General features: G+C 46.6%; 12 protein-coding genes and 1 other RNA gene. 1 reads left to right on the top strand and 12 read right to left on the bottom strand.

Annotated features, from left to right (window positions below; translation table 11 throughout):
• Positions 1 to 261: 261 nt before the first annotated feature.
• The 9 genes from ACTRDR_RS08620 to ACTRDR_RS08580 form a co-directional block, all read right to left on the bottom strand.
• Positions 262 to 1,008, bottom strand: coding sequence for a hypothetical protein (locus tag ACTRDR_RS08620; protein WP_440526969.1), 747 nt, complete (start codon positions 1,006 to 1,008; stop codon positions 262 to 264).
• Between the two features lie 36 nt (positions 1,009 to 1,044).
• Positions 1,045 to 3,246 carry a hypothetical protein gene (locus tag ACTRDR_RS08615; RefSeq protein WP_440526968.1) on the bottom strand — a complete coding sequence of 734 codons (2,202 nt, stop codon included), beginning with the start codon at positions 3,244 to 3,246 and terminating at the stop codon, positions 1,045 to 1,047.
• Between the two features lie 26 nt (positions 3,247 to 3,272).
• Positions 3,273 to 4,556 carry a GTPase HflX gene (hflX, locus tag ACTRDR_RS08610; protein WP_440526966.1) on the bottom strand — a complete coding sequence of 428 codons (1,284 nt, stop codon included), beginning with the start codon at positions 4,554 to 4,556 and terminating at the stop codon, positions 3,273 to 3,275.
• Positions 4,557 to 4,581: 25 nt separating this feature from the next.
• The gene (locus tag ACTRDR_RS08605) at positions 4,582 to 6,078 is read right to left on the bottom strand and encodes an ATP-binding protein (protein ID WP_176864371.1); all 1,497 of its coding nucleotides are present in this window, start codon (positions 6,076 to 6,078) and stop codon (positions 4,582 to 4,584) included.
• Positions 6,062 to 6,745: a response regulator gene (locus ACTRDR_RS08600; RefSeq protein ID WP_176864373.1), complete on the bottom strand. Its 684-nt coding sequence runs from the start codon at positions 6,743 to 6,745 to the stop codon at positions 6,062 to 6,064. The genes ACTRDR_RS08605 and ACTRDR_RS08600 overlap by 17 nt, the downstream gene beginning before the upstream one ends.
• Before the next feature lie 48 nt (positions 6,746 to 6,793).
• Complete coding sequence (locus tag ACTRDR_RS08595) at positions 6,794 to 7,399, bottom strand: hypothetical protein (RefSeq protein ID WP_440526964.1); 606 nt, start codon at positions 7,397 to 7,399, stop codon at positions 6,794 to 6,796.
• On the bottom strand, positions 7,400 to 8,401 hold the full coding sequence (gene bsh, locus ACTRDR_RS08590) for a choloylglycine hydrolase (protein ID WP_440526962.1): 1,002 nt from the start codon (positions 8,399 to 8,401) through the stop codon (positions 7,400 to 7,402).
• A 902-nt stretch (positions 8,402 to 9,303) separates the two neighbouring features.
• Positions 9,304 to 10,698: a flagellin N-terminal helical domain-containing protein gene (locus tag ACTRDR_RS08585; protein ID WP_440526960.1), complete on the bottom strand. Its 1,395-nt coding sequence runs from the start codon at positions 10,696 to 10,698 to the stop codon at positions 9,304 to 9,306.
• A 126-nt stretch (positions 10,699 to 10,824) separates the two neighbouring features.
• On the bottom strand, positions 10,825 to 11,082 hold the full coding sequence (locus ACTRDR_RS08580) for a carbon storage regulator (RefSeq protein WP_440526958.1): 258 nt from the start codon (positions 11,080 to 11,082) through the stop codon (positions 10,825 to 10,827).
• Positions 11,083 to 11,351: 269 nt separating this feature from the next.
• Between ACTRDR_RS08580 and ACTRDR_RS08575 the strand changes: the two genes are divergently transcribed.
• Positions 11,352 to 11,942 (top strand): tyrosine-type recombinase/integrase, encoded by a 591-nt coding sequence (locus tag ACTRDR_RS08575; protein ID WP_440526956.1) that lies wholly within the window; start codon positions 11,352 to 11,354, stop codon positions 11,940 to 11,942.
• A 119-nt stretch (positions 11,943 to 12,061) separates the two neighbouring features.
• Here ACTRDR_RS08575 and ACTRDR_RS08570 read toward each other — a convergent pair whose 3' ends face one another.
• The 3 genes from ACTRDR_RS08570 to smpB all read right to left on the bottom strand — a co-directional run bounded on the left by ACTRDR_RS08570 (position 12,062) and on the right by smpB (position 14,219).
• On the bottom strand, positions 12,062 to 13,213 hold the full coding sequence (locus ACTRDR_RS08570; RefSeq protein ID WP_440526954.1) for a DNA/RNA non-specific endonuclease: 1,152 nt from the start codon (positions 13,211 to 13,213) through the stop codon (positions 12,062 to 12,064).
• A 107-nt stretch (positions 13,214 to 13,320) separates the two neighbouring features.
• Positions 13,321 to 13,661: a transfer-messenger RNA gene (ssrA, locus tag ACTRDR_RS08565) on the bottom strand.
• Positions 13,662 to 13,748: 87 nt separating this feature from the next.
• Positions 13,749 to 14,219, bottom strand: coding sequence for an SsrA-binding protein SmpB (gene smpB, locus ACTRDR_RS08560; protein WP_022152980.1), 471 nt, complete (start codon positions 14,217 to 14,219; stop codon positions 13,749 to 13,751).
• Positions 14,220 to 14,352: the final 133 nt, after the last annotated feature.

Here is a 14,352-nt window from a genome sequence, read left to right as displayed (position 1 = left end):
GGCAACTCTGATATCTTATCACGACCGCTTTCGTTTGTCAACAACTTTTTTAAAAACATTTTTGTCTTGAAAAGCTTTCGTTTTTCGCGACATTTGATATCTTATCATACCTTGTCGGTATCTGTCAACAACTTTTTCAAAAACTTTTTAAGTCTTATTGGAAGCTGTTTCGTTGTCTTGGCACTGCCGCAACAACGAAACTGAGTATATCACCCTATCTTCCACTTGTCAACACTGTTTTTTATTTTTTTCAAAAAATATCTACAATAATTGAATTGTATATTCATTTGATGCATTTTTAAGACGAAGTGCTATCGTCTGTACGGCACCTGCCACATCTTCGTTTACTTCCAGTAATAGTACCAGTTCCTGTGACTGTCCGGGTTCCAGTGTCTCCTCATAGGTAGACATGTCATTCGGCAGCATGGTAGTCAGTGCATTTGCCCTGATGCTGTCATTCACTGTAATAATATATCTGGAGTTCGTATTCAGCAGATCGATCTTCTCTTCCTGCTCTGTTCCATTCGTCAGACAGAATCTGAGCACCAGCAGTTTCTTCCCAGTGGATGCATCCAATGCAAAATACTCATCCGTAGCCCAGTCCTCGGGATAAGAATCTGTTACCATATAATCCTCATAAGTAATGCTGACACCCTCCGGCAGTCCAAAAAATTCTTCCATGCTGGCAGTAATATCTTCCTGCGCCGTGGGCATCGTCACTTCTGTGGTACCGGTACTACCCGTCTCTTCTGCTTTCGCCTCTTCCTGTGCTGCTTTTGCTGCTTCCCTCGCCGCTTCCTTTTCCAATTTGGCGATCACCATTTCGGGATCTACCAGGCGGCTGCGATTATTGGCATCGTATTTTAGCAGTGTCACTGCCGCATACTCTCCGACCCGCTGGGATTCCTCTTCCGTCAGATTCGGAATCTCATTGCCGCAGGCTGTCATGGATAACATCATTGTGCATAATAAGGCTCCGCATACAATGTTTTTATTACGTCCTGTCATAATTTTATTCCTTTTTCTTTCTTCCTGGCTCTTACATCACTCATTGCATTTCTTTTCCAGTATAATATAGATTCCGGCAATTACAAGAGCAATTACACCTACCACGAAGAAAAGTATGGTCTTCTGCAGGATCGGTGCGCCCCAGTAATCATATAAAGCTATTTTACCACAAGTACACAGAGAAAGCACTAAGCCATAGATTCTGACGGGCTTATCCTTTTTCACGAAACCGGCAGTCACGCTTACCAGTGCGATCAGCATGATCAGAATACTGTTGATCACAGGGATATTCGTTTTGACGATCAGTGCCATATAGGTCAGGAATATCACAAAGATCAGTTCTCTGTGTTTAAAGTTCTTATAATATTTTTCCTGCAGGGTCAGCACCAGATAAGCCAGCACAAACACAAACATACATAAATAAGTAATGTAGGAATTCCGATATACCGGGTCTGCCAGACCGATCAGTGCTCCGACCTGTCCGATCAGTACGAATACGTTAAATACGAGGATTCCCTTACCCCGCATACAATTCACATTATTGAACAGCAGAATGCTCACGAAGAGAATTCCGGAAAATGCCGGCAGCTTTATCATAGGCATCAAATGTGCCAAAGCAAAAAATGCCAGTGAAAAAGTCAGCACGATCTCCTGGTAGGTACTCCATTCATGCACAAGGAACATACTGAGGATCGTTCCCGCCAAAAGTACATAAGCATAAGGGATCTCCTTCCCGTTCATCAGGAGCAGGATACAATATACCGTAGTAAGTATGGCATCCAGTGCAGCAAGGCCCCCTTTTGCCAGGCGTGACAGTATTTTTACTGCTATCAGCAATACCGTAGCACAGATCACAATTCCCCAATCATTCTCTATCACTGAAAATCCACAGAAAGTCACAAAACTAAAGAAATAGCACGGAATCCATTTCTGCCATCCTTTTTCCGCCTTCCGCAAAGCGATCACAGTCAGAATTGTGATAACAAATGCGATTCCGGTCAGGGCAAAAATGCCTATATATCCATCCGTCTCTGCTGCTCTCCAATAATCATCCATACCCGCACCCGTCATGATTCCGGATACCAGAATAAATGCGATGTATACTGCAAGCAGTCCTCCGCTTTTCACCACATGTCCGGTCTGCTTTTCTATTTGCGCATAACGGGTCTGTACCACCAGTATCAGATGAGCTATCAGGAAAAATACACTATAAGCGGCAACTCCAACACCAACCGGCATGCTCTGTGTCCACACGATGCAGCCTACAACCATCGGAAACAGCACTGTGGTACTGGCAAACAGGATCAGCTGTGATGCCGTATGGAATCTGTGCACCGGTACGCAGGCACACAACATACTCAGGATCAGGATCAATCCCATTACCATCAGGACCTCCGCCATCGATAACCCGGAGGACATGGATAACGGATAGGCGCAAAGCCAGCAGGAAGCAATCCCCAGCAGTCTGTGGATCAGCGAATCCCGTTTCCGGCTCAGCAATACCGTGCCTACGGTGATCACACCAATGATCAAAGCTGCGGGAAGCATCCCGAAATTATGTAAGGATAGCGTATTGATCATGGTGGACAGGTACAAAGCTGCCATGCCGATCGCCGAAAATATCTGTGCAAGCTTCGGTAATTTTCTCCGGATCAACAGCTCTGCTAACAGCACTACGCCCAGGGATACCACATACAGAGAGATTCCCTTGATCCATCCGTTCATGAAATACATTCCCATCAGCACCAGGGCTGTCAGGATAAATACGCCTCCCATCACAGAAAGAGCAATGGTTCCAATGAAATATTCCGCATTCTGCTTTTTCTTCGTCCCCGGTACTACTGTCTCTGCTGCCGGCTGCACAGTGGACTGTCCTCTCGGTTGCTCAGCGAACTGTCCTGCCGGCTGCCCAGTGAACTGTCCTGCCGGTTGCCCAACAGCCTGCCCTATCAGCTGTTCCTGCATGGGCTCCTGTGTAGAAGGCTGTACGGACTCCTGTATCTGCCCTGCGGCAGCACTTTCTGCTCTTTCCGCATTCAGTTTCTGTCTCTGGTGCCAGTATTCCACGCTTTTATCCAGCTCTGCCTGTAACTGCTCCACATACTGGGGCTGCTTCTGTATTCTGGGAATCAACTGCTGTACATACTGTGTAAAAATCGGATCATTGGAACGCATCAGGTATTCCCTTGCCTGTTGTTCCAAAAGCTTTGCTCTGTCCTGCTGTGTATTCTGTTCCATATAATATCCTCCCTGCATTGCATGATCTATTGCACCACGTAATCTTTGTATCTCTCCATGTCCTGCCTGTGGCAGTCCGCATGAATCAAAATACCGTCTTCCCTATACTCCGTAGAAAAAACCTGCGCCTCTTCCATAAGATAGGAAGCTACATTCCCCGCGCTGTACGGGATCAGGAAAGTACAATCCACATTGTCCATATAGACCTGCTGTTCAATGGCTTCTGCCAGTTCACGGATACCGGTATTCTGCCCTGCGGCGAGATACCAGTGCTCCTGTCTCTTCTGCGGCAGCGGTTCCATGCCGCATTTGTCTGCTTTATTATACACCACAATCTGCGGAATGTCACCTGCTCCCAGTTCCTTCAGAGTATCGGCAGTGACCTGCATCTGCTGTCTGTAATTTTCATCGGAAAAATCCACCACCTGGACCAGCAGATCTGCGTATTTTACCTCTTCCAGGGTCGAGCGGAATGCCTTTACCAGACCGTGGGGCAGCTTATGAATGAATCCAACCGTATCCGTCAGGAAAAACGGCTTATTGTGCCCCGTATCTATACTGCGGACACTGGTCTCCAATGTGGCGAACAGCATATCTTTTTCCATGACCGTCTTCTCCGGGAGCTCTCCGAACTGCTCCACCATGCGGTTCAGGATCGTAGACTTTCCCGCATTGGTATAGCCCACCAGCGCCACCTGCGGAGTCCGGGACTGCTGTCTTTTCCTGCGTTGCACATCCCGGGTCCTGCTGACATCCTCCAGCTCCTTTTTCAGTTCCGTGATCCGGTGTTCGATCTTACGTCTGTCCAGCTCCAGCTTCTTCTCACCGGTACCCTTGTTACTCATACTGCCGCTGGCGCCGCCCTGACGGCTCAGTGCATCGTACATACCTACCAGTCTCGGAAGCATATATTGCAGTTTTGCTGTCTCCACCTGTAGTTTGGCTTCTCTGGTCTGTGCCCGTATGGCAAATATGTCAAGGATCAGGTTCGTACGGTCAATGACGGTAAGCTCCAGCTCCTTGCCCAGATTACGTACCTGTGAAGGCGTCAGGGAATTATCAAATACGACCTCCTGTGCACCTCTCTCCTCCGCCATTCTGCGTACCTCAGCCACCTTGCCCGTTCCGATATACAATGCTTTGTTCACATGATCCAGCCGTTGTACGATCTGGCCCACGACTTCCTTCTCCGCGGCTTCTGCCAGACTTGCCAGTTCTTCCATGGAATGTTCAAAATCCGCTTCTTCCCCGATGTCCACACCGACTAGCAGCACCTTTACCGGTGCCTCCTGCATCTGTTCTTCCCTCATATAAAAATATATCCTTTTAATATCATTATTTTGTCTCTAATTCAAACCAGAATTCCACACCGTTGGTGTAATTGATCGCACCGTAAGGCTGGTTCATGGAATCCATGATTGCCTTCACGATGGACAGTCCCACACCGCTGCCGCCGTATTCTCTGGTTCTGGCTTTATCTACTTTATAGAATTTTTCCCAGATGTGGCCGATGGAATCCTCCGGGATCGGCTTACCGGTATTGAATACCGATACGCGCACCCTGCCATCCTTCTGTTCCATTTTGACATCGATGATCTTCTCACCCTCGCAGTGATTCACCGCGTTGGAGAAAAAGTTCATAAATACTTCTTCTATTTTAAATTCATCCGCCCAGGCATAGATTGGAGGATACTCTTCCATCCGCACCGTGATATCGTTCTGTCTGGTCAGAATTGCCGCCGACTGGATATAATTCTTCACCAGTGCCGTAATGTCGAAACGCTCCATAGTCACCACATCGTTACCGAATTCCAGCTGGTTCAGCGTCAGAAGCTTTTTCACCATGTTGTTCATCTTCGCCGCTTCATCCACGATGACATCACAGTAGAACTGTCTGCTCTCGGGATCGTCATTGACGCCCTCCTGCAGTCCTTCCGCATAGCCCTGGATCAGAGCGATGGGGGTCTTCAGTTCATGGGAGACATTCGCCAGGAACTCCTTACGCATTTCATCGACAGCTTCCTTTTTCTCCACATCCCGCTGCAGCTCATTATTCGCAGTCTTCAGTTCCGAAATCGTCTGTTCCAGGGAATCGGACAGTTTATTAATGTTCTCCCCCAGCAGATCGATCTCATTGTGCGCCCTGCCCTGATATTTTGCTTCAAAATCCAGCTGTACCATCCGCTGTGAGATATCGTTCAGCTCCAGGATCGGCTTCGTCACACGTCTGGAGACAAACCAGATAATGATACCGCCCGCCAGTGCTCCCAGACAGCCGATCATCATATAAAACCGATTGGCGATCCTGGCACTCTCCTGAATACTGGAGAGCGGCGTCTGCATGATAAAAGAGATTCCGGTGTTCAGCCTGCCGTAGATCTCTAAATATTCCTTATTCTCCTGCCCGGTTCTCTGGATCACATAGTCATCACCGTTCTCGATGACCCGCTCATTATCCGGAAGTGTTCCGAAGCCGAACACATAGCCGATCAGACGGTTCTCCAGTCTCTCACCACCGTTGATGGATACATATTTCATGTTGGAATTCACGTCCATGACACATACTGTCATGTTATAGCTTCTGCACACATCATCCAGTTCTCTGGCGAATTCCTCGGAACCATAGCTGTCGCTCTCCGCCGCCTGCTTGATCGTCTCATAAGCATCGTGAATGACATCCAGCTTGCTCTGCATATAGACTCTGCCTAAAAACATGTAATTCAGCAGCAGGCACAAAAGGATCGTCCCGATCATCAGCCCGATAAATATCCAGGCGAACTGTCCCCTGATAGAATGCACTTTTTTCTTCTGCTGTTTATTCCACTGTTTCATCCATTTTGTACCCCATTCCCCATATGGTCTTGATGAGATTACCTTCCTCGCCCAGCTTGCTGCGCAGCTTCTTCACATGGGTATCAATGGTACGGGCATCCCCGAAGTAATCATAGTTCCATACGTTGTTCAGTATCTTCTCTCTGGACAGGGCGATTCCCTTATTTTCCATAAAATAGGTCAGAAGCTCGAATTCTTTATAGCTTAAGTCCACATCTTTGCCGTCTATGATCACACGGTGCGCTGTCTTATCCACAGTGATCCCACCGCAGGTCAGTGCTTCGTCATGCCCTAACTGGTTCGTCCGGCGCAGGATTGCTTCCACCCGCGCCACCAGGATCTTGGGGCTGAAGGGCTTGGAAATATACTCGTCCACTCCCAACTGGAAGCCCTGCAGCTCGTCTCTCTCATCTCCGCGGGCTGTCAGCATAATAATAGGAACTTTGGAATTCACACGGATCTCCCGACATACCTGCCAGCCGTCCATTTTCGGCATCATCACATCCAGAATGATCAGTGCAATATCCTTATCCTTATAAAAAATATCCAGTGCCTCCTCGCCATCCCCAGCCTCCAGCACCTCAAAATTACTCTTCACCAGGAAATCCCGGACCAGCTTACGCATTCTGCTCTCATCATCTACTACCAGTATTTTCAGTCTGTCCATACACACCCTCACCTTTCTGTTGTAGACATAGTATAGCGCGAAAATATGTCAATTCTGTGAAACCTCGGTCTCCGTATTCCCTGTATTTTCAGTATTTTCTATATGTAATTCTCTCTCTTTTTCCCGCACTGTCTGCTCTCTCTGGGTCAGTTCCTGTTCCCAGGAAGCGTATTTATTCTGAAGATTCCGCTCGTAATTCAGGATATTGGGCTGGTCGGAATTCAATGTGATCACAAACATGGCAATGATCGCCACAATCATCACGATGTTCATGATCACTGACAGGTGGAGACCCGCCTTTTTGCCCCCATCTTCCGGCATCGGCTGAATCCGTCTTCTGGCAGGGGACGTCTTCGTTCTGACATCGGCAAAACTCGTCCACAGAGGGATCGGAGGTACTTCCTCCCCCAATTCTTCTTCCCGGGCGCACAGCTCTCCCTGCAGCTCCCTGAGATACTCCAGTCCCACCGGAGTACGGAACACCCGGTCTTCCAGCGCTTTTTTATAAATGGCAAGAACCGATTGAATATCCGCATGGTCAATGTGCTTATCCAGATAGGCGATCTTCTGCCGTTCCTGCTCCGCAAGTCCGGCATCCCTCTCGGAATAGAAGGCGAAGCCGGACACTACATATTCTCTCTGTTCTACATCCATTTACAAATTTTCCTCCATTGTATCTGCCGCATTCTGCACTAAGATATGCTCTCCCTGCACCAGGGGATAATGCACGGGGATCTCCCCATCCAGGTTCTCCCGGTACATATCCACGGCTGTGATCTGGTGGTTCTCATAGGTAGTGTAATAATAAATCCCCCTGTCCGCATTGCAGCAGGAAGTATAAATGGTGATCTCATACTTACCGTTTTCCAGACGACAGCACCCTCTCGTCTGAGCCACGCTTCCTAAGATATGGAAAAACTGACTGACGCTTTCAGACTCCGAGGTCCCCGATACAGAATTCATTTTCGTAAAAGCCACCCGGACAAAACGGGAGGCAGAGGACAGATCACCGGGCAGCCCCATAGCTCCCATACCGCGGCTGTACGGCTGCAGCTGAAGCTGCTCTGAGAAACGGTTCACCGGCTGGTCCGGAGACAGATAGCTGTAATCATTCAACCGGAACAGCTGCTTGTCAAAGGAAGGATTGTTCGTCAATACTCCTACGGGATTATCATAGATGTTCAGTCCTTCCTCGACTGCCTCTATCGTAATTGCCTCGTCCCTGTCCGCCAGGATCCAATGCAGCTGTGATGTCGGAAACTGCTCGCTGAACCGCGTGTCCACCAGATTGATGTGGGCTAACAGCGTCCGGGCTTCCTGCACCGTAGCACACTGTCCCAGGATCCAGGGAATGAACTCGAACTGTGCGATATTGTCTCTGCCCTCCTTGGGCTTACGATATACGGCGTTACCCGCGAAATTAAGACCTGCCATACCCAGACCCTTCTCATTGACCGCATCATAATACAGCGGATAATCCCCTACCATATGAGCGATACCGATCATGGCATAATGCTCAGTCAGTGCATTCTGATGCCGTAACTGAAAAGAGTAATTACGCGGTGTTACCACCACTTCTTCTCCGTAATTAAATTCATAATCAAAAGTTCTGCCAAAATAAAAATCCTGCGATCTATAAGTTGCTGCTGTGCACATAGTGATCTCCTTTACTGTTTTCAGATCAATGTAGATTACTCTTAGTCTATAGCATTTGCAGAATGATTGCAAGTATGCGAAAAATGTTGACGCATCGTAAAAAAAGTGTTAGTATTAAAAGGCAAAAAGAGTGCTACCGTACAGCAACGGTTCACCTTAGTTTATAGTTCTAAAAAAGCAACTTGTACCTTTGGTGGAGGCGGTTGCTTTTTTAATGCTTTCGTTTCTGACTGGTCTGCACGATACTGATCACGGTCACGATGATGCTGATCATCGTAACTACAATACCGACAGCGCCAACCACTGTTTCTATCATTTATGTACCTTTCGTTAAATTTCCCATTCGTATCACCTCCGATAATACTGGAAGTTCTCAAAATGTTCCCACTTTGGCGAAAGGCGAACCGCTTACCGTTTTGGCAGCACCCACGTTTATTATAAGGTATAGAGGACTGTTTTCCTATGAATTTCTGCGAAATAAGTATACAAAATTCAGTATGTTGAAATTGGCTATTTTCACGGATTTGGATTTTGTGCATTTTTACCAAGTGCCGTATTACTGCTATTTTCAGGCTGTTCACAGCAAAAAGGTTCCACCGGAATTGCTGAATTTGAAGTGCAACTTATGAAAAATGACATCATGAAAACTGTTGACGAAAATACACCCTTGTGATAACATTTACTTACAAAAAGAGTGCTACCGTACAGCAACGGTTCGTCTCAGTTTATGGTTCTAAAAAAGCAACCGATACCTTGGGCAATGGGCGGTTGCTTTTTTAATGCTTTCGTTTCTGACTGGTCTGCAGCAAAAAGGTTCCACCGGAATCCTCCGGCGGAACCTTTTTATGTTAGTTTTTACACAACTAATTCTAATAATGTTTTGGATCAAACTGTGGTTAAGATTACTGTAACAGAGACAGTACGCCCTGATTGGACTGGTTAGACTGAGCCAACATAGCCTGACCTGCCTGAGCCAGGATGTTGTTGTTGGAGTACTTAACCATCTCAGTAGCCATATCGGTATCACGGATCTGGCTCTCTGCGCTAGTGGTATTCTCTACAACGTTGTCCAGGTTGTTGATGGTGTGCTCCAGACGGTTCTGTGCAGCACCAAGTGCGGAACGCTGGGTGGATACTTTCTGGATTGCTTCCTTGATAGTATCAACGGCATTCAGCGCATTGGTATCATCTGCACCGTCAACCTTAATGCCATCTACGCCAAGGCTTGCTGCGCTCATGGAATCAATCTTTACGCTAATCTGATTATTGTCAGTAGCATCGGCACCAACATGAAGAGTCAGAGACAATACTCCCTTTAAGGTCTTGTCAACTTTAACATCAGCTGCTGCAGGAGTAACAGCATTGCCGTCCTTATCATATGCCTTTTTGGTAGAATCAGCATCTACATCTACTGTTGCGCCATCACTTGTTTTGAAATAACCATTCAACGCATTAGCAGGAATCTTGTTGCCGTCTGCATCATAATACTGCTTTGAATTATATGTGTAGTCAGTATCCTTTACAGCTTCTGTAGGTGCAGTATAAGTCGTGGTCACATCTGCTGCAGCTATGGGATTTCCTGCAGCAGCTGCATCATGAAAAGTAACTCCAGCTTTAGCTGTCTTATCCGGATTCAAATAAGTGCTGATATTATCAGCCGTTAATTTAGTACGAGTTCCTCCTACCTCTGCCCATGTATCGGCAGTAGGTGCACTCCAACTTCCCTTTGTCTTATAAACCTTCGCATTAGGGTTTGCATCCAAATAAGCCTTTAACGCATCAGCATCTGCAATAGTAGTAGTTCCATCTTCCTGATACAGATTTGTTGCTGTTTTCGTAGCCTGAGAATCATACTTAAAAGTATAAGCGCTGGAGCTTCTGTCACCCTTTAACAGATAGGTCTCATTGAACTTCGTTGTCTCAGATACACGGTCGATCTCTGTGGTCAGCTGATCAATCTCGTTCTGAATATAAGTTCTATCTGTTTCGGAATTGGTTCCGTTAGCAGCCTTTACAGCCAGTTCGTTCATTCTCTGCAGCATGTCCTGAACTTCGTTCAGAGCACCTTCAGCGGTCTGTACTGCACTGATACCATCCTGTGCGTTAGAAGAAGCCTGTGTCAGACCTCTGATCTGCTTTCTCATCTTCTCACTGATGGACAGGCCTGCTGCATCATCAGCTGCACGGTTGATCTTGTAACCGGAAGACAGTTTCTCGGTGGACTTTGCCTGGGATGCTGTGGTTAAGCCTAACATTCTGTTAGAGTTCATTGCTGTTAAGTTGTGTTGTACTACCATAATAATTTACCTCCATGTGTAAAAAGTTTTGCAGATACATCCGTTTATCTGCGGTGTGTGGTTAATAGTTACTGCGGCCCTAGGATTCCGCATTGTTAGCAAGCTTTTGTCCCACAATATCTGAAGTTATTTGTTCTGTACGATCACGACGTTGGATTTTTTCTTCTTGGCGGTACCTTCCGGATTCTTGTAATACTTCGGGATCGTCGCCAGAATCTCCGGATCCTGGATCCGTTTTTCAATGGCCTTGCTTCGTACGATGTTCACATCCTTTGGGGCATCGATCATGATACGTGTCTGTCCGCCGCTGCTTCCCAGAAATACAATCTTCACATCGTCTCCGATCATCAGAAACTCTTCATCTCTCACCGATAATCTCAGCATAGCCATTCCTCCTTGAATCGATTATTTCCTTATAATTTGCTGTGTTTTGGAAATACTGATCGTAATGTAACAAACTTGATATTGTGTTACCTTTTTGCTTTCACATAGTATATCGGTACGCTCGCAGAAAACTTAACCCCTTTTTTGGAAAAAATTGAACCCCTCATTTGCCAAAGTAAATGCAGCCCCGGAAAGTATATGTTATAGTTCACAGATATATAAAAAACGCCGGTTTTATGCGGCTTCCACTAATTTCTAGGAGGAATCAGATGAATACAGCACAACCAATTCGTAACCTGGAGGATTTGAAAAATTTTAAAAACTACTATAAGGAAATCCACCCCAATGCCAGAAACCAATTGTTAGTGATCCTGGGATTGAATACTGCACTGAGGATTTCGGATCTGCTTACTCTGCGGTGGGAAGATGTTTATAACTTTTCTCAAAACAGATGGCAGGAGCATATTGAGATCATAGAGCAGAAGACGGGAAAGACCTCCTGCATCTATATCAATCATAATATTCACGCATGTCTTCAAACTTATCGGGCACAGCTTCAAACGGAGCAAAAACCTATTCAGCCAGAAAAGTATCTTTTTCCCCACAGCAATAAAAATGAACCCATCAGCCGGGTGCAGGCTTTTCGCATCATCAAAAAGGCGGCAGCTTATTACAATATTCCCGGCGTGATCTGCTGTCATTCCCTTCGCAAAACCTTCGGATACCATGCCTGGCAGCAGGGCGTACAGCCGGCAATGCTGGTCAGCATCTATAATCATTCGTCTTATGAAGTGACCAAACGATATCTTGGCATTGAGCAGGATGACCGGGATAAAATTTTTCAGGAGATCATACTCTGAACACAAGGGTAACACAATATCAATTGTGTTACCTTTTTCATGTCTGTCGAAAATCAACTTTTGAGGAATTTTTATTTATTTTGTTTTTATTTATTTTTGTACCAGATCTGCACCAAATTTCAGGGATTGCACCGTTTACAGGGGACATATCCCATATTGATGACCTCTTCTCTGCTACCGGTGTAGATCTGTTTATTTTTCTCTTTCATATCGTCCACACTGGAGCATGTGGGATAGTGGAATTTCTTGGTGTTGGTATTCAGCACATAAGTAATTCCCGGGGATTCCTGTGGTGCCGATGATTCCGGTGTGATCTGCACCGCGGTATCGGTCTCAGGCTGTGGCACCGGTGTCTCTACCGCAACAGGCGCTGCTGTGCTTTGGTAGGTTCCGCTGCTCTCCGCCCAGTTATCACCGGTGGCATAGTCAATACCGATCCCCGGCTGCACATTGTAGGCAAATACACAGAATTGAATTCCCTCTCCGGCATCTTCCACGGAATAGGCTTCCATGAGGACTCCGTCTGCCAGCAGGTTATCCCCGTCAAATATGGGAGTGACGCGGTACAGAACATGGTTCCCTGTATTTTTGACATAATCGCAGACTTTCGTCTCAAAAGGGAGCATTCCCTGCACGTTGAGATATCTGGTTCCTGTGATCAGGTTCTGTGGATTGGCGTTTTCCGCCGCCAGCATGTAGGCGATCAGGTGGCAGCGATTGTATAGGTATTTTCCGTCCACGTTATCGTATTTCACCAGATGCCATCCGGTAGGCTTCACGGCTCCGATCTCCCCTCTCGGTTCTGTCGGCATCAGTTCCTGTCCTACGTTGGCATATGCCACGCCACAGCGCCCCAGGCTGTCCAGCTCGCTGTATGTCTCGAAGGACTGTGTGGTCAGATCTGCCTCTGTGAAATAAGGTTTGTTGCCATTGACTTCTGTATAAGGCGTGCCGGAGTATGCCGGAATCTCCCGGAGGGAAAATGCTGATGTGCCCTCTCCTGTCGGAACGTCTGTTGCAGATACGACCTGCTGCGCTTCTCGTGTATCCGAAGAGTATTCCTGTGGCTGTCCGGATTCGGGTTCCGATACTGCGGTCTCCGATGCTTCCAGCAATTCGGAGGGGATCGTCGCCGGCTGCTCAATCGCATAGGTATTGTCCTGCGGCGTGACGGTGCTTTCCGCACAGCCGGTGAATGTCAATAGCAGTGCCAGCCATAATGACAATTGTGTTATCAAACGTTTCTGAAATCTGTTATGTTTCATTTTCATAGCTTGTCAATTACTCCCTTGTAAAACTCTTTGGAAATTATACCACTTATACTGAGTTTGGTTGATGCTACACGAAAAAGAAAAAATGCCGCAAAAACGGCACTTTTCTATGGAGTAGACGGGAGTCGAACCCGTGTCCAAAAGCCTATTCCCTGTCCTTCTACGAGTGTAGTTTATTTTTTGACATTCCCTCCGCGCCCCGGGAATAAACACCCTGAGCATTTCAGTAGCTTCATGTTACGCCCATATGCGCAAAGCTTTGCATATGTCGTTTCTCACATGTTTGAAGCCGGGATCCTAAGGTGTGAGTGCCCTAGGGCCGACTGCTGCCATTAGGCAGCGTATGCTAAATTATCGTTAGCGTTTAATTTTAATTTGGCCATTTAACGCATTACCATGCGACTCGCTTCTCCAGCTGCAAAACCCCTGTCGAAACCTTTACTACCCCTTATTCAATTGTCAGACCAAGTATACTTGATGGCACACACACTGTCAAGCACTTGCGGTAAAGCATTGCAGAATCAGAGCCTGCGGATCACAGATTGCGGACCTTGAATTCCTTCTCTGCCTCTCTGCGCTGATCCTTTTTGGCAATGGCTTCTCGCTTGTCATAGAGCTTTTTACCACGTGCCAGTCCGATCTCTACCTTGACCTTACCGTCTTTAAAGTATACCTGCAAAGGGACTAATGTATACCCTTTTTCCTTAATCTTGCCCAACAGCTTGTTGATCTCGTACTTGTGCAGCAACAGCTTTTTCACACGAAGAGGGTCTTTGTTAAAAATATTTCCCTTCTCATAAGGACTTACATGCATTCCGTAGACGAATACTTCTCCGTCTTCAATGCGGACGAAAGCCTCCTTGATGCTGCATTTTCCCATACGCATGGACTTTACTTCCGTACCGTGCAGGGCAATGCCGCACTCATAGGTCTCATCGATGAAAAAATCATGATATGCTTTTTTATTGTTCGCGATCAGCTTCTGGGACTCTTTTCCTTTTGCCATGGCTACCTCTTAAAACCTTGTAACTATTCAGAAACCCGTTCATAAAACACTCCTGCGGAGCTTTTTTACGACTCTGAATAGTTACAGTTTACTATATTTTTTACATTTGTCAATGAACTGACATTTTCCTTTG

The sequence above is a fragment of the Simiaoa sp. genome, from assembly GCF_051972595.1.
In the GTDB taxonomy this organism is placed as follows: domain Bacteria; phylum Bacillota; class Clostridia; order Lachnospirales; family Lachnospiraceae; genus Acetatifactor; species Acetatifactor hominis.
The sequence above is the reverse complement of the archived record's forward strand: the minus strand, read 5'-3'. Positions and strand labels throughout refer to the sequence as shown.

Coding starts and splice junctions, on each gene's coding strand:
- ACTRDR_RS08585 (WP_440526960.1), bottom strand. CDS start 10,698: ATGGTAGTACAACACAACTTAACAGCAATGAACTCTAACAGAATGTTA.
- ACTRDR_RS08600 (WP_176864373.1), bottom strand. CDS start 6,745: ATGGACAGACTGAAAATACTGGTAGTAGATGATGAGAGCAGAATGCGT.
- hflX (WP_440526966.1), bottom strand. CDS start 4,556: ATGAGGGAAGAACAGATGCAGGAGGCACCGGTAAAGGTGCTGCTAGTC.
- ACTRDR_RS08580 (WP_440526958.1), bottom strand. CDS start 11,082: ATGCTGAGATTATCGGTGAGAGATGAAGAGTTTCTGATGATCGGAGAC.
- smpB (WP_022152980.1), bottom strand. CDS start 14,219: ATGGCAAAAGGAAAAGAGTCCCAGAAGCTGATCGCGAACAATAAAAAA.
- ACTRDR_RS08575 (WP_440526956.1), top strand. CDS start 11,352: ATGAATACAGCACAACCAATTCGTAACCTGGAGGATTTGAAAAATTTT.
- bsh (WP_440526962.1), bottom strand. CDS start 8,401: ATGTGCACAGCAGCAACTTATAGATCGCAGGATTTTTATTTTGGCAGA.
- ACTRDR_RS08570 (WP_440526954.1), bottom strand. CDS start 13,213: ATGAAAATGAAACATAACAGATTTCAGAAACGTTTGATAACACAATTG.
- ACTRDR_RS08615 (WP_440526968.1), bottom strand. CDS start 3,246: ATGGAACAGAATACACAGCAGGACAGAGCAAAGCTTTTGGAACAACAG.
- ACTRDR_RS08620 (WP_440526969.1), bottom strand. CDS start 1,008: ATGACAGGACGTAATAAAAACATTGTATGCGGAGCCTTATTATGCACA.
- ACTRDR_RS08595 (WP_440526964.1), bottom strand. CDS start 7,399: ATGGATGTAGAACAGAGAGAATATGTAGTGTCCGGCTTCGCCTTCTAT.
- ACTRDR_RS08605 (WP_176864371.1), bottom strand. CDS start 6,078: ATGAAACAGTGGAATAAACAGCAGAAGAAAAAAGTGCATTCTATCAGG.